The organism is Streptomyces sp. NPDC042002, from assembly GCF_055588305.1.
The window spans coordinates 33,549-56,039 of record NZ_JBVJCT010000021.1; the positions used below are offsets into that span (position 1 = coordinate 33,549).

1 protein-coding gene is annotated in these 22,491 nt (G+C 74.5%); it reads right to left on the minus strand.

The window, feature by feature from the left end:
- Positions 1-83: 83 nt before the first annotated feature.
- Entirely contained in the window at positions 84-22,442 is a 22,359-nt protein-coding gene (locus ACZ6KY_RS27015; protein WP_469312880.1) for an SDR family NAD(P)-dependent oxidoreductase, read from the minus strand.
- Positions 22,443-22,491: the final 49 nt, after the last annotated feature.

The following is a 22,491-nucleotide window of genomic DNA, read 5'->3' on the forward strand; positions in this document are numbered from 1 at the left end:
AGAAGCCAGAAGAACAGAGCCCTCGCGATGGTGGGGCGAAGCTGCGGGCGGTCGCCTCGGGAGATCCCGAACCCCTCGTCGTGTCAGGAGATCCCGAACTCCTTGCCGATGAAGTCGAAGAGGTCGTCGTCGGTGGCCGCCTCCAGCGTCACGGGCACGTCGTCGCCTGCCTCCTCGACCAGTCCGTCGGCTTCGTTCCAAGCGGCCAGCAGGACCTGGAGCCGCTCGGTGATGCGGCCGCGGCCCGCCTCGTCCGGGGTGGCCGCGACGAGCGCCTTCTCCAGCCGGTCCAGCTCGGCGAGCAGCGGGGGGACCGCCGCGGCGCCGTCCTGCCAGATCTCTTCGCGCAGGAACTCCACGAGCGCGGCCGGGGTCGGGTAGTCGAAGACCAGCGTGGCGGGCAGCCGTACGCCGGTCTCCGAGGCGAGCAGGTTGCGCAGCTCGACGGCGGTGAGCGAGTCGAAGCCCAGCTCGCGGAAGGAGCGGTCCGTCTCCACCGCCGCAGGACCGGCGTACCCGAGCACGGCGGCCACGTGGGTGCAGGCCAGTTCCAGCAGGGCCTCGTCCCGGGCGGCCGGGGACAGTCCGGCCAGACGCTCACGCAGCGCGTGCCCGCCGTCGGCGGCGGCCCCAGCCGTCTGCGCGGCGCGCCGGACCGGGGTCCGGACCAGGCCGCTGAGCAGCGGCGGCACCATGCCACCGGCCGCCACCTGGGCCCGCAGCGCGGCCAGGTCGAGCTTCACCGGCACCAGCAGTGCCTGCCCGGAAGCCGTCGTGGCGTCGAAGAGCGCCAGGCCCTCCGCCGCCTCCAGCGCGGAGACCCCGCCCCGGCCCAGCCGCTCCCGGTCGACCTCACCGAGGTCACCGGTCATCGCGGACTCCGAGGCCCACAGGCCCCAGGCCAGCGAGGTCGCCGCCAGTCCCCGCGCCCTTCGGTGCTGGGCCAGAGCGTCCAGGAAGACATTGCCCGCCGCGTAGTTGGCCTGCCCCGCACCACCGAACACACCGGCGGCCGAGGAGAACACCACGAACAGATCCAGATTCCCGGTCAGTTCGTGCAGGTGCCAAGCCGCGTCCACCTTCGGACGCAGCACCTTCGACACCCGCTCGGCGGTCAACGAACCGATCACGCCGTCATCCAGGACGCCCGCCGTGTGGACCACACCCGAAACCGGGTGTTCGGCGAGCAGTGCCGCCAGCGCCGCACGATCAGCCACATCACACGCGGCCCATACGACCTCCGCACCCAACTCCGCCAACTCAGCCGTCAGTTCAACCGCACCAGGAGCCTCCGCACCCCGACGCGAGACCAACAACAGCTTCCGCACACCACGTTCCGACACCAGATGCCGGGCGAACAGACCACCCAGCGCACCACTCGCACCCGTCACCAGAACCATCCCGGACGACGTCACGGGCTCCGCGTCAGCAACGGCCGCCCGCACCAGCTTCGGCACCCGTACGGTGCCAGCGCGGATCGCGAACTCCTGCTCGCCCTCGGCCAGTACGGCCGGGATGGCACGGAAGGAGGCATCGGTGCCGTCGGTGTCGGCCAGGACCAGGCGGCCCGGGTTCTCGGACTGCGCCGAGCGCACCAGACCCCGCACACCGGCGTGGACCAGGTCTGTCACGTCCTCACCCGGCACCGCCGCGACGGCACCCCGGGTCAGGAAGACCAGCCGGGAGCCGGCGAACCGCTCGTCCGACAGCCACTCCTGCACCAGGGCCAGGGCCCGGGCGGTGGCGGAGTGGACCGCGTCCGGGACGTCGGCGACCTCTTCCACGACCAGCGGCACGCAGACCAACTCCGGTGCAGAAGAGCCGGATTCGGCGACCGCCGCCAGGTCGGCCCGCACCTCGTGGCGTATGCCCACGGCCTTGAGGCCGGTGTGCTCCGCGCCGTCCGCCGCGAGCAGGGCCCAGGGGCGCTGCCCGGTGGTGGGGACGGGAGCGAGGGGCAACTCGGTCCAGTCGACCGCGTAGAGCGAGTCCTGTCGGCCGCCGCGCGCGGCACCTATCTGCTCGGACGACACCGTCCGCAGGACCAGCGAGCCCACGGAGGCCACCGGGGCGCCGGTGGTGTCGGCGAGTTGCAGCGACACCGCGTCGCGACCGGCCGGGGCCAGCCGCACCCGTACCGCCGAGGCGCCCGTCGCGTGCAGGGCCACGTCGCTCCAGGCGAACGGCAGTCGGCCGCCTTCGGAGCCGTCGACCAGGCCACCGAGGCCCGCCGCGTGCAGCGTGGCGTCCAGCAGGGCCGGGTGCACTCGATACGCGTCGGCCGTCGACGTGGTCTCCTCGTCCAGCGCCACCTCGGCGAGGACCGCGTCGCCGTCCAGCCAGGCCGCGCGCAGACCCTGGAAGGCCGGTCCGTACGCGAAGCCCGCGTCGGCCATGCCCTCGTACAGCCCGTCCACCTCGATCGGCTCGGCGCCGGCCGGGGGCCAGGCGGAGAGGTCGAAGGAAGCGGCCGGCGCGGCGACGGCGAGCACACCGGCGGCGTGCCGCGTCCACGGCTCGTCGGCCTGGGCGTCCTCGTCGCGGGAGTACAGCGACAGTTGGCGACGGCCGGAGCCGTCGGCGTCGCCGACCGAGAGCCGAAGCTGGACGCCGCCGCGTTCGGGCAGCACCAGCGGGGCCTCCAGGGTCAGTTCCTCCAGCGCCCCGCAGCCGACCTGCTCGCCGGCGCGCAGCGCCAGCTCCACGAAGGCCGTGCCGGGCAGCAGCACCGCGCCCATGACGGCATGGTCCGCGAGCCAGGGCTGGGTTGCCACAGAAAGGCGCCCGGTGAACACGAACCCGTCGGAGTCCGGGAGTTCGACCGCCGCGCCCAGCAGCGGATGGTCCGTCGCGCCGAGCCCGAAGTCCGTCGCGTCGCCCGAACCGGGCTGCACAGCAGCCGAGTTGAGCCAGTACCAGTCACGCTGGAAGGCGTACGTCGGCAGTTCGACCTGGCGCGCCCGGATGGGCTCGAAGTACACCGCCCAGTCGACGCGCGCGCCGTTGGCGTGGGCGTGCGCCAGGGCTGCGGTCACGGTCTCCGTCTCGGGCCGCCCGGAACGGAGCGCGGGGGCGAAGGTGCCGCCCTCGACGCGGTCCTGGGCCATGGCGGAGAGGATCCCGTCGGGGCCGAGTTCGAGGTACGTCGTCACCCCGGCGGCTTCGAGGGTGCGGATGCCGTCGCTGAAACGGACCGCCTCACGGACGTGGCGGACCCAGAAGTCGGGGTCGGCCATGTCGTCCGTCACCAACGTGCCGGTCAAGTTCGACACGACCGCGATACGCGGGGACTCGTAGGTCAAGCCCTCGACGACCTTGCGGAAGTCGGCGAGCATCCCGTCCATGTGCGGCGAATGGAACGCGTGACTGACCGACAGCCGCTTCGACTTGCGACCGCTGAACGATCCGGCGATCCGCTCCGCCTCGTCCGCGTCGCCCGCGATCACCACGGACCGGGGCCCGTTGATCGCGGCGATGCTCACCCGCTCGTTCAGGAGCGGCGCGACCTCGGCCTCGGTCGCCTCCAGCGCGATCATCACCCCACCCTCCGGCAAGGCCTGCATCAACCGGCCACGCGCCGACACCAGCCTGCACGCGTCATCCAGAGACAACACCCCCGCCACATGCGCCGCCGCGATCTCACCGACCGAATGCCCGGCAACAAAGCCCGGCCGCACACCCCACGACTCGAACAACCGGAACAACGCCACCTCAACCGCGAACAACGCCGGCTGAGCGAACTCCGTACGGTTCAGCGTCTGCGCGTCGTCCCCGAACACCACGTCCTTCAGCGGCAGTTCGAGGATCATCCGCCCCGCGACCGCGTCCAACGCCGCAGCGAACACCGGCTGGGACGCGTACAACTCACGCCCCATACCCAGCCGCTGACTCCCCTGCCCCGTGAACAGGAAGGCGAGCCTGCCCGTGCCGCCGGTGCCGCGTACGACGCCGCTCGCCGGCTCGGCCAACTCGACGGCCGCCAGGCCGCGTACCAGTTCGTCGCGGTCACCGGCCACGACCACCGCTCGGTGGTCGAACGTCGCGCGGTGCGCCGCCAGCGAGTAGGCGATGTCGGCGGCAGACTGCTCCGGCAGCTCCTCCAGATGCGTCCGCAGCCGGGCGGCCTGGGCACACAGCGCCTCCGGCGACCTCGCCGACAGCACGTACGGCAACTGGTCCGCGGTGGCCTCGGGAACGCGAGCCGCAGTGGGCTCCGCCGGGGGCTCCTCGATGATCGTGTGGGCGTTGGTGCCACTGATACCGAAGGAGGAGACGCCCGCGCGACGGGGCCGGCCCGTCTCCGGCCACGCCACCGACTCGGTGAGCAGCGAGACGGCGCCGGTCTCCCAGTCCACGTGCGGCGTCGGCTCGTCCACATGCAGCGTCCTCGGCAGTACCCCGTGCCGCATGGCCATGAGCATCTTGATGATGCCCGCGACACCGGCCGCGGCCTGCGTGTGACCCATGTTCGACTTGATCGAGCCGAGCCACAGCGGCTCCTCCGCTTCGCGGTCCCGGCCGTAGGTGGCCAGCAGGGCCTGCGCCTCGATCGGGTCGCCCAGCGTGGTGCCGGTGCCGTGCGCCTCGACCGCGTCGACCTCGGAGGCGGTCAGGCCGGCGTTCGCCAACGCGGCGCGGATGACCCGCTGTTGGGACGGGCCGTTGGGCGCGGTGAGGCCGTTGGACGCACCGTCCTGGTTGATCGCCGAGCCGCGCACCACCGCGAGGACGGGGTGGCCGTTGCGGCGGGCGTCGGACAGCCGCTCCACCAGGAGCATGCCCGCGCCTTCGGCCCAACTGGTGCCGTCGGCCGCCGCCGCGAAGGACTTGATGCGCCCGTCGGCCGCCAGGCCCCGCTGCCGGCTGAACTCGGTGAAGGTGCCGGGGGTGGACATGACCGTCACACCGCCGGCCAGCGCCATCTCGCACTCGCCGTTCCGCAGCGCCTGGATCGCCCAGTGCAGTGCCACCAGGGACGAGGAGCACGCCGTGTCGACCGTGACGGCCGGGCCCTCCAGACCGAAGGCGTACGAGACGCGGCCGGAGGCGATGCTGCCGGAGTTGCCGGTGCCGAGATAACCCTCGACCCCGTCCGGGACGGCCGTGATCCGGGTCGCGTAGTCGTGGTACATGATGCCCGCGAAGACGCCCGTGCGGCTGCCGCGCACCGAGGCCGGGTCGATTCCCGCGCGTTCGAACGCCTCCCAGGTGGTCTCCAGCAACAGCCGCTGCTGCGGGTCCATCGCGAGCGCCTCGCGCGGCGAGATCCCGAAGAACGCCGGATCGAAGCGGCCGGCGTCGTGCAGGAAGCCGCCGGATCGGGTGTAGCTGGTGCCCTTGCCGTCCGGGTCCGGGTCGTACAGCGCGTCCAGGTCCCAGCCGCGGCCCTGCGGGAACTCGGAGATGGCGTCCACGCCGCCCAGCACCAGACGCCACAGGTCCTCGGGCGACTCCACGCCGCCCGGGTAGCGGCAGGCCATGCCGACGATCGCGATCGGGTCGTCGGTGAGCGGCCGTGCGGCGCGCGCCGGAGCACTCTCGACCTCTACGGTTTCCAGGCCCAGCACGTCGGCGAGCAGGTACGCGGCGAGGGCGTTCGGTGTCGGGTGGTCGAAGACCAGCGTGGCCGGGAGGCGTTCGCCGGTCGCCGCGCCGAGCCGGTTGCGCAGCTCGACGGAGGTCAGCGAGTCGAAGCCCAGCTCCTTGAAGGCCCGGTCGGCCGGCACCTCGTCGTTGGAGGCGTGGCCGAGCACGCCCGCCACCTCCGTGCGGACCAGCTCCAGCAGCGCGGTGTCCCGTGCCTCGGCGTCCAGCCCGGCCAGTCGGGTGCGCAGCACGGACCCGTCGGCCGCACCGCCCGCTCCGGCGGCCCGCCGCGGCGCGCGGACCAGTCCGCGCAACAGGTCGGGCAGCATTCCGGTACGGGCCTGGGCACGCAGCGCCCCCAGGTCCAGCGGCAGCGGGACGAGCAGCGCGTCGCCCGTGCGGCCGGCCGCGTCGAACAGGGCGAGGCCGGTCCGGGCGTCGAGCGAGCCGATGCCGCTGCGGTTGACCCGGTCGCGGTCGGCGGCCGACAGGTCGCCCCCCATGCCGTCCACTCCGGTCCACAGTCCCCAGGCCAGCGAGGTCGCCGCCAGACCCCGCGCCCTGCGGTACTGAGCCAGAGCGTCCAGGAACACATTGCCCGCCGCGTAGTTCGCCTGACCCGCACCACCGAACACACCGGCGGCCGAGGAGAACACCACGAACAGGTCGAGATTCCCGGTCAGTTCGTGCAGGTGCCAAGCCGCATCCACCTTCGGACGCAGCACCTTCGACACCCGCTCGGCGGTCAACGAACCGATCACGCCGTCATCCAGGACGCCCGCCGTGTGGACCACACCCGAAACCGGGTGTTCGGCGAGCAGTGCCGCCAGTGCCGCACGATCGGCCACATCACACGCGGCCCATACGACCTCCGCACCCAACCCGGCCAACTCAGCCGTCAGTTCAGCCGCACCAGGAGCCTCCGCGCCTCGACGCGAGACCAACAACAGCTTCCGCACACCACGTTCGGACACCAGATGCCGGGCGAACAGACCACCCAGCGCACCACTCGCACCCGTCACCAGGACCGTGCCGGACGGCTCGACGGTCGGCACGGTTCGTTCGGTGGCGCGCGCCAGGCGCGGCACGAGGAGGGCGCCGTCGCGCACGGCGAGCTGCGGCTCGCCGGTGGCCAGTGCCTGCCCCAGCAGGTCGGGGGTGTCCGCGTCGATCAGGCCGAAGCGGCCGGGGTTCTCGGACTGGGCCGAGCGGACCAGGCCACACATCGGGGCGTGGACCAGGTCGGGCACGTCCTCGCCCGGCACCGCGGCGACGGCGCCCCGGGTCAGGAAGACCAGGCGCGAGTCGGCGAACCGTTCGTCGGACACCCACTCCTGGACCAGGTCCAGCGTCCACTCGGCGATCTCGTGGACCGCGCCCGGCACGTCACCGACGAGCGGACCGCCGCAGGGGACCACCAGCGCCGGGGGCATTTCGGCGCCCTCGACCACGGCCGCGCCCAGCGCCGCCAGGTCCGCGAACGCCTGCGAGCCCGCGCCGAGCATCACCCAGTCGTCCAGGGCGCCGTCCGCGGGCAGCCGCGTCCACTCCACCCGGAACAGGGCGTCCCGAGTGACGTCCTCGGCGCCGGCCGGCTGGTCGCGGTCGACGGCGCGCAGCGCCAGCCCGGCGACCGAGGCGACCGGCTCGCCGGTGGCGTCGGCGACGGTCAGCGCGACCTCACCGCCGCGACCGGTGGTGAGGCGCACCCGTAGCTCGGCGGCGCCCACGGCGTGCAGGGACACACCCGACCAGGCGAACGGGAGACGGCCCTCGCCGTCCCCTCCGCCCAGGGCCAGGGCGTGCAGCGCCGCGTCAAGGAGCGCGGGGTGCAGGCCGAAGCGGGGTGCCTCGTCCCGCGCCGCGTCGGGGAGCGCCACCTCGGCGAACACCTCGTCGCCCTTGCGCCAGACGGCCCGTAGGCCCTGGAAGACCGGGCCGTACCCGAAGCCGGACGCGGCCAGGCCCTCGTACAGCCCGTCGACCTCGACGCGCTCGGCGCCGGCCGGCGGCCACTCGGCCAGGCCCTGCGGGGGCTGTCCGGTGCCGGTGGTGAGCGTGCTGGTGGTGAGCGCGCCGGTGGCGTGCCGGGTCCACGGCCGCTCGGTGTCGGCGCCCTCGGTCCGCGAGTGGAACGCGACGGCGCGCCTGCCCCGCGCGTCGGCCGCGCCGAGCGAGAGGCGCAGCTGTACGCCGCCCTGCTCGGGCAGGACGAGCGGGACCTCCAGCGTCAGGTCCTCCACCAGGTCGCAGCCGACCTGGTCGCCGGCGCTCAGCGCCAGCTCCACGAAGGCCGTGCCGGGCAGCAGCACCGCGCCCGCGACGACGTGATCCGCCAGCCAGGGATGCGTGGTCAGGGACAGCCGGGCGGTGAACACGTGACCGTCGGAGTCCGGCAGTTCGACCGCCGCACCCAGCAGCGGGTGGTCCGTCGTCCCGAGACCGGCCGAGGCGACATCGCCCTGGGAGCGCCCCGCGTCCAGCCAGTACGCCGAACGCTGGAAGGGGTACGTGGGCAGGTCCACGTGGCGGCCGTCGGCACCCGCGAAGAGGGGCGACCAGTCGAGGGTCGCGCCGTTGACGTGCGCGAGGGCGAGGGCGGTGACGGCGGTCTCGGCCTCGTCGCGGCCCGCACGCAGGGCGGGGGCGAGGGCGGCGTCGCCCTCGATGCAGTCCTGTGCCATGGCGGAGAGGACTCCGTCGGGGCCGAGCTCGACGAACGTGGTGACGCCCGCGGCCTCCAGAGCCCGGATGCCGTCGGCGAAGCGGACCGCCTCACGGACGTGACGGACCCAGAACTCGGGCTGCGTCAACTGCTCCGAAACGAGAGCACCGCTCACATTCGAGATCACCGATATCTTCGGCAGCCTGTACGCCAGGGACTCCGCCACGGCACGGAAGTCGTCCAGCATCCCGTCCATGTGCGGCGAGTGGAACGCGTGACTGACCATGAGCCGCTTGGACCTGCGGTCGCCGAACGATCCGGCGATCCTCTCAGCCTCGTCGGCATCACCCGCGATGACAACGGACTGCGGCCCGTTGATCGCCGCGATGCTCACCCGCTCGCCCAGGAGCGGCGCGACCTCCGCCTCGGTGGCCTGAAGGGCGATCATCACCCCGCCCTCGGGCAGCGCCTGCATCAGTCGACCCCGCGCGGACACCAGCTTGCAGGCGTCCTCCAACGACAGCACCCCGGCCACATGCGCCGCAGCGATCTCACCGATCGAATGCCCGGACACGAACTCCGGCCGCACACCCCACGACTCGAACAACCGGAACAACGCCACCTCTACGGCGAACAACGCAGGCTGCGCGAACTCCGTACGATTCAACAACTCGGCATCCTCGCCGAACAGCACTTCCTTCAGCGGCAGTTCGAGGATCATCCGCTCCGCCACCGCGTCCAGCGCCGCAGCGAACACCGGGTACGCCCCATACAACTCCCGCCCCATACCCAGCCGCTGACTCCCCTGCCCCGTAAACAGGAAGGCGAGCCTGCCGCCAGCAGCGGAACCGCTGACGACACCGGGGACGACGCGCCCCTCGACGAGGGCGGCGAGGCCGGTCCGGTAGCCGTCGGCGTCGCGCGCCACGACCGCGGCACGGTGGTCGAAGAGTGCGCGGGTGGTGACGAGCGCGTGGCCGGTGTCGGCGAGGGGCGGCGCCGGGTGGGCGTCGAGGTGGGCGAGCAGCTGGGCGGCCCGGGCGCGCAGGGCCTCGGGAGTGCGGGCCGAGAGGGACCAGGGCAGCGCGGCGGGCGCGGCCCCCTCACGTCCCTCGACCGTGGGCGCGGTCCCCGACCGCACCTCGGACGCGGGAGCGGGGACGGGTTCCGGCCGCCGCTCCTTGGCGGCCGTGGTCTCCGGCGCCAGCTCGATGATGGCGTGGGCGTTGGTGCCACTCATGCCGAAGGAGGAGACGCCCGCGCGGCGCGGGCGGCCGGTCTCGGGCCAGGCGCGCTGCTCGGTGAGGAGTTCGACGGCGCCGGCGGACCAGTCGACGTGCGGGGACGGCTCGTCCACGTGCAGCGTCCTGGGCAGGATGCCGTGGCGCATCGCCTGGACCATCTTGATGATGCCCGCGACACCGGCCGCGGCCTGGGTATGGCCGAAGTTGGACTTGATGGAACCGAGCCACAGCGGCCGGTCGTCGGGCCGGTCCTGGCCGTACGTGGCGAGCAGCGCCTGCGCCTCGATCGGGTCACCGAGCCGCGTGCCCGTGCCGTGCGCCTCGACCGCGTCGACGTCGGCGGTGGTCAGGCCCGCGTTGGCGAGGGCCTGACGGATGACGCGCTGCTGCGAGGGACCGTTCGGGGCGGTCAGACCGTTGGAGGCACCGTCCTGGTTGACGGCGGTGCCCCGGACCACGGCGAGCACCTTGTGGCCGTTGCGGCGGGCGTCGGACAGCCGCTCGACGAGCAGCATGCCCACACCCTCGCCCCAGGCGGTGCCGTCGGCGGCCGCCGCGAAGGGCTTGCAGCGGCCGTCGGCGGCCAGGCCGCGCTGCCGGCTGAACTCGGTGAAGACGTCCGGGGTGGTGATGATCGTGACGCCACCGGCCAGGGCGAGCGTGCACTCGCCGTTGCGCAGCGCCTGGGCGGCCAGGTGCAGTGCGACCAGCGAGGAGGAGCAGGCGGTGTCGACGGTGACGGCCGGGCCCTCGAAGCCGAAGGTGTAGGAGACACGGCCGGAGGCGATGCTGCTGGAGCCGCCGGTGCCGAGGTAGCCCTCGACGCCCTCGGGGACGGTGTTCAGCCGGGAGACGTAGTCGTTGTGCATCTGGCCGACGAACACGCCGACCTGTCCGCCGCGCAGCCCCGTCGGGTCGATGCCGGCGCGCTCGAACGTCTCCCAGGACGTCTCGAGCAGCAGGCGCTGCTGCGGGTCCATGGCGAGGGCCTCGCGCGGGTTGATCCCGAAGAAGGCGGGGTCGAAGCGGTGGGCGTCGTAGAAGAAGCCGCCCTCCCTGGCGTACGAGGTGCCGGGGCTGTCCGGGTCGGGGTCGTAGAGTGCCGCGGTGTCCCAGCCGCGGTCCTCGGGCAGCCGGTCGATGCCGTCGCGTCCCTCGGCGAGCAGCTCCCACAGGTCCTCGGGGTCGCGTACGTCGCCGGGGAAGCGGCAGGCCATGGCGACGATGGCGATGGGGTCGTCGGCGTCGGCGGTCGTGGTGGCGGCCCTGGGGACGGCCGCCGCGGCCGCGGAGCCGAGGAGTTCGTCCAGGAGGTAGCCGGCGAGGGCGTTGGGCGTGGGGTAGTCGAAGACGAGCGTGGCGGGCAGCCGGATGCCGGCGGTGGCGCCGAGGCGGTTGCGGAACTCCACGGCGGTCAGCGAGTCGAAGCCCAGGTCCTTGAAGGCGCGGGCGGGTTCGACGGCGTCGGGCGTGGCGTGGCCGAGGACGGCGGCGACCTGGCCGCGTACGAGGTCGAGCAGGAGCGGGGTGCGCTCGTCCTCGGGGAGCCGGACGAGTCGCTCCACGAGCGGAGTGCCGGTCGCGTCGGCGGCGGCCTCCGCGACGCGCCGGGCGGGGGCCCGGACCAGGCCGCGCAGCAGGGCGGGGACCATGCTCGCGTCGGCGTGGCGCAGCGAGGCCGCGTCGAGTCGCATGGGCACCAGGAAGGCGTCGCCGGTGGTGTGCGCGGTGTCGAGCAGGGCGAGGCCCTCCTCGGAGGACAGGCCGAGCACGCCGGAGCGCGTCATGCGGTCCTTGTCGGCGGTGTCGAGCTCGCCTGTCATGCCGCTGGCCTCGGCCCACAGGCCCCACGCGAGTGACGTGCCGGCGAGGCCGTGGGCCTGCCGGTGCCGGGCGAGGGCGTCGAGGAAGCCGTTGGCGGCGGCGTAGTTGGCCTGGCCCGCGCCGCCGAAGGTGCCGGCGGCGGAGGAGAAGAGCACGAAGTCGGCCAGGTCCAGGTGGCGGGTCAGTTCGTGCAGGTGCAGGGCGGCGTCGGCCTTGGGCCGGAGCACGGTGTCAAGACGCTCGGGTGTGAGGGCCCCCACGACGCCGTCGTCGAGGACGCCGGCGGTGTGCACGACCGCGGTGAGCGGGTGGGCGTCGGGCAGCTCGGCCAGGAGCGCGGCGACCGCGGCGCGGTCGGCGACGTCGCAGGCGGCGACGGTGACGGAGGCACCCAACTCCTCCAGTTCGGAGACGAGTTCACGTGCCCCTGCCGCTTCGGGGCCGCGCCGGCTGGTGAGGACCAGGTGGCGGGCGCCGCGGGCGGTGACGGCGTGCCGGGCGACGAGCGCGCCCAGGGTGCCGGTGCCGCCGGTGATCAGGACGGTGCCCTCGGGGTCCCAGGCGGCCGGCAGGGTCAGCACGATCTTGCCGACGTGGCGGGCCTGGCTGAGGTGGCGGAAGGCTTCGGGGGCCTGCCGCAGGTCCCAGGCGGAGACCGGGATCGGGCGCAGCGCGCCGGAGCGGAAGAGGGCGAGGAGCTCGGTGAGCATCTCCTGGATGCGGTCGAGCCCGGCCTCGGTGAGGTCGAACGCCTGGTACGTGACGCCGGGGTGGGCGGCTGCGACGTCCCGCGGGTCGCGCACGTCGGTCTTGCCCATCTCCACGAACCGGCCGCCGCGCGGCAGCAGGCGCAGCGAGGCGTCCACGAACTCCCGGGCGAGGGAGTCCAGTACGACGTCCACGCCGCGGCCGTCGGTGGCGTCGCGGAAGGTGCCCTCGAAGTCGAGGGTGCGCGAGGAGGCGATCCGGTCGTCGGCGAGGCCGAGGCCGCGCAGGGTGTCCCACTTGCCGGGGCTCGCGGTCGCGAAGACGTCGGCGCCCCAGTGGCGGGCGAGCTGGACGGCGGCCATGCCGACGCCGCCGGCGGCGGCGTGCACGAGCAGGGACTCGCCGGACCGCAGCCCGGCCAGGTCGTGCAGGGCGTAGTAGGCCGTCATGAAGACGATCGGGACGGCGGCGGCCTCGGTGAAGGTCCAGCCCTCGGGCATCGGAGCGATCATGCGGCGGTCGACCACGGTGAGCGGTCCGAACGCGCCGGGGAGCATGCCCATGACGCGGTCGCCGGGGACGAGGTCGGTGACGCCGGGGCCGGTCTCCAGGACCACGCCCGCGCCCTCGCTGCCCATCAGGCCGGGGTCGCCCGGGTACATGCCCAGGGCGTTGAGCACGTCGCGGAAGTTGAGACCCGCAGCCCGTACGGCGACCCTGACCTGGCCGGGCTCCAGGGGTGCCTCGACGGCCGGGTCGGCTACGAGGGTGAGGTTGTCGAGGGTGCCCTTGTCCTCGATGTCCATGCGCCAGGCGAGGCTGTCCGCGGGCGGGGTGAGCCGGGTGCCGGCGGGCACCCGGGCCAGACGCGGGGCGTGTACGGTGCCGCGGCGCAGCGCGAGTTGGGGTTCGCCGGTGGCGAGGGCCGCGTCGAGGGCGTCGGCGGAGGCCGTGTCGTCGTCGAGGTCGACCAGGACGAACCGGTCGGGGTTCTCCGACTGGGCGGTGCGCACCAGGCCCCACAGCGGGGCGTGGGCCAGGTCGGCCACGTCCCAGTCGCTTCGGGTGGCGACGGCGCCATGGGTGACGAACACCAGGCGGGCGGCGGCGAAACGGTCGTCGGCGAGCCACGCCTGGACGAGGGCGAGGGCTTGGTGGGTGGCGCGGTGGACGCCCTCGGCGAGGACGTCGGCGTGACCCCGGGGCTGCCGGTCGAGGTGGACCAGCACATGGCCCGGCGCCTCGGGGCCGACGGCGGCGTACAGCGCGTCCAGGTCGACGGTCCCCGCGTCGGGGACGTCGAGCACGGGGTGCGCCGACCGCTCGGCCGGTGCGTCCTCGGCCGGGGTGGCGACGGGCACGGTGGCCCAGTCGAGGCGGTACAGCGACTCGTGGTGTGCGGTGCGGGCGCCGCCGAGCTGGTCGGCGGAGACCGGGCGCAGCATGAGGCCGGTGACGGTGGCGACGGGCGCGCCGGTGGGGTCGGCGAGCTGGAGGGAGAGGGTGTTCTCCCCGTCGGGCGTCAGGCGTACCCGCAGGGTGGTGGCGCCGACGGCGTGCAGGGCGACGCCGCGCCAGGAGAAGGGCAGTCGGCCCTGCCGGGTGCCGCCGTCGGGGGCGGGCTGGACGAAGGTGGCGTGCAGGGCGGCGTCGAGCAGCGCGGGGTGCAGGCCGAAGCGGGCGGCCTCGGCGCGGGTCTGCTCGGGCAGGGCGACCTCGGCGTAGACGTCCTCGCCGTGGAGCCAGGCGGCGCGCAGTCCCTGGAAGACCGGGCCGTAGGCGAAGCCGCCCTGGGCGAGGTGCTCGTAGAGTCCGTCGACGCCGACGGCTTCGGCGCCGGGCGGGGGCCAGGCGGCGAGGTCGAAGGCGGGCGCGGGGGCGCCGGGCGCGAGGATGCCGCCAGCGTGCCGGGTCCAGGGCTCGTCGGCGGGTGCCTCGGGGTCGCTTGAGTACAGGTCGAGGGTGCGCCGGCCGCGCTCGTCGGCGGCGCCGACGACGATCTGGATGCGTACGGCGGCACGCTCGGCGATGACCAGCGGCGCTTCGAGGGTGAGTTCCTCCAGCAGGTCGCAGCCGGCCTGGTCGCCGGCGCGCAGTGCCAGCTCGACGAAGGCGGTGCCGGGCAGCAGCACGGTGCCCATGACGGCGTGGTCGGCGAGCCAGGGATGGCTGTCCAGGGAGAGCCGGCCGGTGAAGAGGTACCCGTCGCCGTCGGCGAGGGCGACGGCGGCGCCGAGCAGCGGGTGGTGGGCGGCGCCCAGACCGGCGGACTCGACGTCGCCGATGTGTCCTGCGGGGGCCTCCAGCCAGAACCGTTCACGCTGGAAGGCGTAGGTGGGCAGGGCGGCCCTGCGGGCGCCGGTGCCGGTGAAGTACGCGTCCCAGTCGACGGGCACGCCGCGGGTGTGCAAGGTGGCGAGGGCGGTGGTCAGGGTCTCGCGCTCGGCCCGGTCGCGGCGCAGCGCGGCGACGAGGACGGCCTCGGAGTCGGCGAGCACCTCGCGGCCCAGGCCCGTGAGCACGCCCTGCGGGCCGAGTTCGAGGTACGTGGTGACGCCCGCGGCTTCGAGGGCGCGGACGCCGTCGGCGAAGCGGACCGCCTCGCGGACGTGCCGGACCCAGAAGTCGGGCTGCGTCAACTGCTCCGAGGCGAGAGCACCGCTCACGTTCGAGATCACCGGTATGCGCGGGAGCTCGTACGTCAGCCCCCGCGCCACGGCGCGGAAGTCGTCGAGCATGGCGTCCATCAGCGGTGAGTGGAAGGCGTGGCTGACGGTGAGGCGTTTGGTGCGCCGGCCGCGCCGCTCGAACTCGGCGGCGATCTTCAGGGCGAGGGTCTCCTCGCCGGAGACGACGACGCTGTCGGCGGTGTTGACGGCGGCGACGCCGACGCGGTCCTCGTGACCGGCGAGCAGCGGCAGCACCTCCTCCTCGGTGGCGGCGAGCGAGATCATCGCGCCGCCCTCGGGGAGTGCCTGCATGAGCCGGCCGCGCGCGGCGACGAGGGTCGCGGCGTCGGCGAGGTCCAGGACGCCCGCGACGTGCGCGGCGGTGATCTCGCCGATGGAGTGGCCGGTGACGAAGTCGGGCCGAACGCCCCAGGACTCCATCAGCCGGAACAGCGCGGTCTCCAGCGCGAACAGGGCGGGCTGGGTGTATTCCGTACGGTCGAGGAGGGCGGCGAGGTCGCCGTCGGTGGCGAACAGCACGTCGGCCAGGGGCTGTTCGAGGTGCGGGGCGAACGCGGCGCATACGGCGTCGAGGGCGCGGGCGAACTCCGGTTGGGCGGCGTACAGTTCGCGGCCGGCACCGAGGCGCTGGCTGCCCTGCCCGCTGAAGAGCACCGCGAGGCGACCGTCGCCCGGCGGGTGCTGTACCAGCCCGCCGTTCGGTCGTTCCTCGGCCAAGTCACCCAGGGCGGTGATGAGTTCGGCACGGTCGCCGACGACGACGGCGGCGCGCCGGTCGAGGGCGCTGCGGGTGGTGGCCAGGGACAGGGCGAGGTCGGCCGGGGCCGTGCCGGCGTGCTCCGGCCGGGCCAGGTGCCCGGCGAGCGCGGCGGCCTGGGCGCGCAGCGCGGCCGGGGTGCGCCCGGAGAGCACGTACGGCAGCGGTGTGCCCGCGGGGAGGATGCCCTCGGGGGCGGGAGCGGGCTCGTCGGCGGGCGGCTGCTCGATGATGACATGCGCGTTGGTGCCGCTGACGCCGAAGGAGGAGATGCCGGCGCGGCGCGGGCGGCCGGTCTCGGGCCAGGTCGCGGCCTCGGTCAGCAGCGAGACGGCGCCGGCCTGCCAGTCGACGTGCCGGGAGGGTTCGGCGATGTGCAGGGACGGCGGCAGGACGCCGTGGCGCATGGCCTCGACCATCTTGATGATGCCCGCGGCGCCGGCGGCGGCCTGGGTGTGGCCGAGGTTGGACTTGACGGAGCCCAGCAGCAGCGGACGCCCGGCGGGCCGGTCCTGGCCGTAGGTGGCGAGCAGCGCCTGCGCCTCGATGGGGTCGCCGAGGGTGGTGCCGGTGCCGTGCGCCTCGACGGCGTCGACGTCTGCGGTGGTCAGGCCCGCGTCGGCGAGGGCCTGGCGGATGACGCGCTGCTGTGACGGACCGTTCGGGGCGGTGAGGCCGTTGGAGGCGCCGTCCTGGTTGACGGCGGTGCCGCGCACCACGGCCAGGACCGGGTGCCCGTTGCGGCGGGCGTCGGAGAGGCGCTCGACGAGGATCATGCCGGCGCCCTCGGCCCAGCCGGTGCCGTCGGCGTCGTCGGAGAAGGACTTGCAGCGGCCGTCGGTGGACAGCCCGCGCTGCCGGCTGAAGTCGATGAAGGTGTCGGGGGTGGACATCACGGTCACACCGCCTGCCAGCGCCATGTCGCACTCGCGGTTGCGCAGCGCCTGCGCGGCCAGGTGCAGAGCGACCAGCGAGGAGGAGCAGGCGGTGTCGACGGTGACGGCCGGCCCCTCCAGGCCGAAGGTGTAGGAGACGCGGCCGGAGGCGACGCTGCCGGCGGTGCCGGTGCCCAGGTAGCCCTCCAGGCCCTCGGGCACGGCGGGCAGCCGGGTCAGGTAGTCGTGGTACATCACGCCGGCGAAGACGCCGGTGCGGCTGCCGCGCATCGACGAGGGGGCGATGCCGGCGCGTTCGAAGGTCTCCCAGGACGTTTCCAGCAGCAGGCGCTGGTGGGGGTCCATGGCGAGGGCCTCGCGCGGGTTGATGCCGAACAGGTCGGCGTCGAAGTCGGCGGCGTCGTGCAGGAAGCCGCCCTCGCGGGTGGAGGAGGTGCCGGCCCGCTCGGGGTCGTCGCTGTAGAGGGCGCCGAGGTTCCAGCCGCGGTCGGTGGGGAAGGGCGTGACGGCGTCGCCGGAGTCGGCCACCAGGCGCCACAGTCCCTCGGGGCTGGTGACCCCGCCGGGGTAGCGGCAGGCCATGGCGACGATGGCGATGGGCTCGTCGCCGAGCGCGCCGGCGACGGCGGCCGCCGGCGCGGTGTCGGCGGCGTCGCCGAGGAGTTCGGTGCGCAGGAACGCGGCGAGCGCGGTCGGCGTCGGGTAGTCGAAGACGAGGGTGGCGGGCAGCCGGACGCCGGTGGCGGAGCCGAGGCGGTTGCGCAGTTCGACGGCGGTCAGCGAGTCGAAGCCGAGCTCCTTGAAGGCGCGGGCCGGGTCGACGGCCTCCGGACCGGGGTAGCCCAGGACGGCCGCGACCTGGACGCGCACGGTGTCCAGCAGCAGCCGGTCCCGGTCGGCGGGCGCCAGGGGCAGCAGCCGGTCGGCGAGGCCCCCGGCCGGTGCGTCGCCGGGGGTGCGGGCGGCACGCCGGGCGGGGGTGCGGACCAGACCGCGCAGCAGCGCCGGGACCGCGTCGAAGTCGGCGTGGCGCAGTGAGGCCAGGTCCAGGTGCATGGGCACGGCGGTCGGGTCGCCCACGGCGCGGGCGGTGTCCATCAGCGCCAGGCCCTGCTCGGAGGAGAGCGCGGCCACACCGGCGCGGTTGATGCGCTCCAGGTCGGCGTCGGCGAGTTCGCCGGTCATACCGCTGCGCTCGGCCCACAGGCCCCAGGCGAGGGAGGTGGCGGGCAGTCCCGCGGCGTGCCGGTGCTGGGCGAGGGCGTCGAGGAAGACGTTGGCGGCGGCGTAGTTGGCCTGGCCGGGCCCGCCGAGGGTGCCGGCGGCGGCGGAGAACAGCACGAACGCCGCGAGGTCCAGCTCGCGGGTCAGCTCGTGCAGGTGCACGGCGGCGTCCGCCTTGGGCCGCAGTACGGTGTCGATCCGCTCGGGGGTGAGGGATTCGAGGATGCCGTCGTCCAGGACGCCCGCGGTGTGCACGACCGCGGTCAGCGGGTGCTCGGCGGGGACGGCGTCCAGCAGCGCGGCGAGCGCGGCGCGGTCGGCGGTGTCGCAGGCGGTGAGGGTGACGCGGGCACCGGCCCGCTCCAGTTCGGCGACGAGGCCGGCGGCGCCGGGGGCGTCGGGGCCGCGCCGGCTGGTCAGCAGCAGGTGGCGTACGCCGTGCTCGGTGACCAGGTGGCGGGCGACGAGCGCGCCGAGGGTGCCGGTGGCGCCGGTGACCAGGGCGGTGCCCTCGGGGTCGAGGGCCGGGGCCTGCTGGTCGGGGAGGACGGCGACGCGGGACAGGCGCGGTACCAGGGTGCGCCCCTCGCGCAGCGCCAGTTGGGGCTCGTCGGTGGCGAGGGCGGCGGGCAGGGCGCGCAGGGACTCGGCGCGCCCGTCCAGGTCGACCAGGCGGAAGCGGTCAGGGTGCTCGGACTGGGCGGAGCGCAGCAGGCCCCACAGCGGGGCGTGGGCCGGGTCGGCCAGGTCGGAGCCGGCCGCGGTGGCGACCGCGCCGCGGGTGACGAACACCAGGCGGGCGGCGGTGAAACGGTCGTCGGCGAGCCACGCCTGCGCCAGCTCCAGCGCGCGGTGCAGGGCCTCGCGCACGGCGTCCGGCAGGGCGGCGTCCACACCGGCCGGGCCCTCGGGCGCGGCGAAGAAGGGGACGAGGACGGCCTCGGGGACGGGACCGCCGGTCGCGAGGGCCGCGCCGAGGGCGGCCAGGTCGGTGTGGGCGGCGGCGGTGGGCAGGGTGCCGGCCAGCTCGCCGTCGGCGCCGCCGAGCAGCGCCCACTGGCCCGCGGCGACGGTGGTCGCGGCGGGCACGGGCGCGGCGCTCCACTCGACGCGGAAGAGCGCCTCGTGGAAGGCGCTGCGGGCGGCGTGCACCTGGTCGGGCGAGACGGGGCGCAGCAGCAGGGCGTCGACGGCGGCGACGGGCGTGCCGGTCTCGTCGGCGAGGCTCACCGCGACGGTGTCGGTGCCGGCCGGGGTGAGCCGGACCCGCAGGGCGCGGGCGCCGACGGCGTGCAGGGCGACGCCGCTCCAGGAGAAGGGCAGCCGGCCGTGCTCGGTCTCGGTGAGCAGCGAGCCCATGCCGACGGCGTGCAGGGCGGCGTCCAGCAGCGCCGGGTGCAGCCCGAACAGGGCGGCCTCGGCGTGCGCCTGCTGGGGCAGCCGGACCTCGGCGAAGACCTCTCCGCCGCGCTCCCAGGCTGCGGTCAGACCCTGGAAGACGGGTCCGTAGGCGAAGCCGTTGGCCGTGAGGTAGTCGTACAGGCCCGTGACGTCGACCTCGGTGGCGCCCTGCGGCGGCCAGCTGGTCAGCTCCGGGTCGGCGACGGCGGTACGGGCCGTGGGGGTGAGCCGGCCGGTGGCGTGCCGGGTCCAGGCGCCCTCGCCCCAGCTGTCGTCGGCGGCGTCCTCCGGCCGCGAGTGCAGGGTCAGCACACGGTCGCCGTGCTCGTCGGGCGCGCCGACTGCGAGCTGGATCTGCACCCCGCCGTGCGGGGGCAGCACCAGCGGCGCCTCCAGGGTGAGCTCGTCGAGCACGGCGCAGCCGACGTGGCTGCCGGCCTGGAGGGCGAGCTCGACGAAGGCGGTACCGGGCAGCAGCACGGTGTCCATCACCGTGTGGTCGCCGATCCAGGGGTGGGTGGCCAGCGAGAGCCGGCCGGTGAAGAGGTGACCGTCGCCGTCGGCGAGCGCGATGGCCGCGCCCAGCAGCGGGTGGTCGGCGGAGCCGATGCCGACGGCGGTGACGTCGCCGGCCCAGCCGGTGGGCTGCTCGGGCCAGTACAGCTCGCGCTGGAAGGCGTACGTGGGCAGTTCCACGCGCCGCCCGCCGCGCCCGGTGAAGACGGCGCGCCAGTCGACACGGGTGCCGTGGGCGTGGGCGCGGGCGACGGCGGAGGCCAGGGCGGCCGGCTCGGGGCGGTCGGCGCGCAGCGCGGGCGCGAAGACGGCGTCGGGCTCGGTGACGCTCTCCTGGGCGAGGGCGGTGAGCACCCCGCCGGGGCCCACCTCGACGAAGGTGGTGACGCCGTGGTCGGCCAGGCGCCGCACGCCGTCGTGGAAGCGGACGGTCTCGCGCACGTGGCGCACCCAGTAGTCGGCGGAGCCGATCTCCTCGGCGGTGACGGAGGCGCCGGTCAGGTTGGACACCAGCGGCACGACGGGAGCCGCGTACGTGACGGTCTCGGCGACCTCGCGGAAGGCGTCGAGCATGCCGTCCATCAGGGGCGAGTGGAAGGCGTGGCTGACGGTGAGGCGCTTGGTGCGCCTGCCGCGTTCGCGCAGGGCGTCCGCGACGGCCACGGCGGCGTCCGCGTCGCCGGAGACGACCACGGAGCGCGGGCCGTTGACGGCGGCGATGCCGAGGAGGCCGGGGTGATCGGCGAGGAGCGGGGCGACCTCGTCCCAGGTCGCCTCGACGGCGATCATGGCGCCGCCCTGGGGCAGCGCCTGCATGAGCCGGCCGCGCGCGGCGACCAGCCGGGCCGCGTCGGCGAGGGTGAGCACGCCCGCCACGTGGGCGGCGGCCAGCTCGCCGACGGAGTGGCCGACGAGGAAGTCGGGGGTCAGGCCCCACTGTTCGAGCTGGCGGTACAGGGCGACCTCGACGGCGAACAGCGCCGCCTGGGTGTACGCGGTGCGGTCGACCAGGGCGGCCACGTCGCTGCCTTCGGCCGCGAACAGCACGTCGTACAGCGGGCGTTCGAGGTGCGGGTCGAGGGCGTCGCGCACCTCGTCCAGGGCGCGGGCGAAGCCGGGGTGGGTGGCGTACAGCTCGCGGCCCATGCCGGCGCGCTGGCTGCCCTGTCCGGGGAAGAGGAACGCGGTCTTGCCCTCGGTGGTGGCGCCGACGACGGTGTCCGCGCCGGGCTCGCCGGCCGCCAGCGCGGCCAGGTCGGCCAGGAGCGCCTCGCGGTCGGCGGAGAACAGCACGGCCCGGCGGTCGAGCGAGGACCGGCTGGTGGCCAGCGAGAGCCCGAGGTCGGTCAGGCCGGCGGGGTCGGCGGCGAGCGAGGGGTGCTCGCGCAGGTGGGCGGCGAGCCGCTCGGCCTGGGCGCGCAGGGCCGTGTCCGTCTGGCCCGACACCAGCAGGGGCACCGGGCCGGTGGCACCGGCGACGGCCTCGCCGCCACCGGACGTTTCGCCGGCCGCGCCATTGGCCGGCTCCGGCTCCGGCTCCGCCGGCTCGGGGGCCTGCTCGACGATGGTGTGGGCGTTGGTTCCGCTGACGCCGAAGGACGAGATGCCCGCGCGGCGCGGCTGGCCGGTCTCCGGCCAGGCCACGGCTTCGGTGAGCAGTCGCACGTCGCCCGCGGACCAGTCCACGTTCTCCGACGGGCGGTCGATGTGCAGCGACTCGGGCAGCACCCCGTGCCGGATGGCCTGCACCATCTTGATGATGCCCGCGACACCGGCGGCGGCCTGGGTGTGCCCGAGGTTGGACTTCACGGAACCCAGCCACAGGGGACGGCCCTCGGGCCGGTTCTGCCCGTACGTGGCGAGGATGGCCTGCGCCTCGATGGGGTCGCCGAGGGTGGTGCCGGTGCCGTGCGCCTCCACCACGTCCACCTGCGCCGGGGTGAGACCGGCGTTGGTCAGGGCCTGGCGGATGACGCGCTGCTGGGACGGGCCGTTGGGCGCGGTCAGGCCGTTGGAGGCGCCGTCCTGGTTGATGGCCGAACCGCGCACGATCGCCAGCACCGGGTGACCGTTGCGGCGGGCGTCGGACAGCCGCTCCACGAGCAGCATGCCCACGCCCTCGCCCCAGCCGGTGCCGTCGGCGCCGTCCGCGAACGGCTTGCAGCGGCCGTCGGGCGCCAGCCCGCGCTGCCGGCTGAACTGCACGAAGGCGCGCGGGCTGGACATGACGGTGACACCGCCGGCGAGCGCCATGGTGCACTCGCCGTTGCGCAGCGCCTGCACCGCCAGGTGCAGCGCCACCAGCGACGCCGAGCACGCCGTGTCGACCGTGACCGCGGGCCCTTCCAGGCCGAAGGTGTACGACAGTCGGCCCGAGACGACGCTGGCGGCGTTGCCGGTCAGGAGGTAGCCCTCCACGCCCTTGGGGACCTCGCGCAGCAGCTCGGGGTAGTCCTGGCCGTTGGTGCCGATGAAGACACCCGCCTTGCTGCCGCGCAGGGTGGCCGGGTCGATCCCGGCCCGTTCGAAGGTCTCCCAGGTGCTCTCAAGGAGCAGGCGCTGCTGCGGGTCCATGCCGAGGGTCTCGCGGGGGGAGATCCCGAAGAACGCGGCGTCGAACTCGCCGACCCCGTCCAGGAATCCGCCCTCACGGGTGTACGACGTCCCCTGCTGATCGGGGTCGGCGTCGTACAGCGACTCGATGTCCCAACCGCGGTCGGTGGGGAAGTCGGTGATCGCGTCCCGTCCCTCGGACACCATGGTCCACAGGTCCTCCGGCGACTGGACGCCGCCGGGGAACCTGCACGCCATGCCGACGATCGCGATCGGCTCCGGCTCCTTGGCCTCGACCTCGCGCAGGCGCTGCCGCGTCTGATGCAGATCGGCGGTCACCCGCTTCAGATAACCGAGGATCTTGTCCTGCTCTGCCATTGGAACCTCACCCATACGTCTCGTCACAAGCCCTTGCACCTGCTACTGG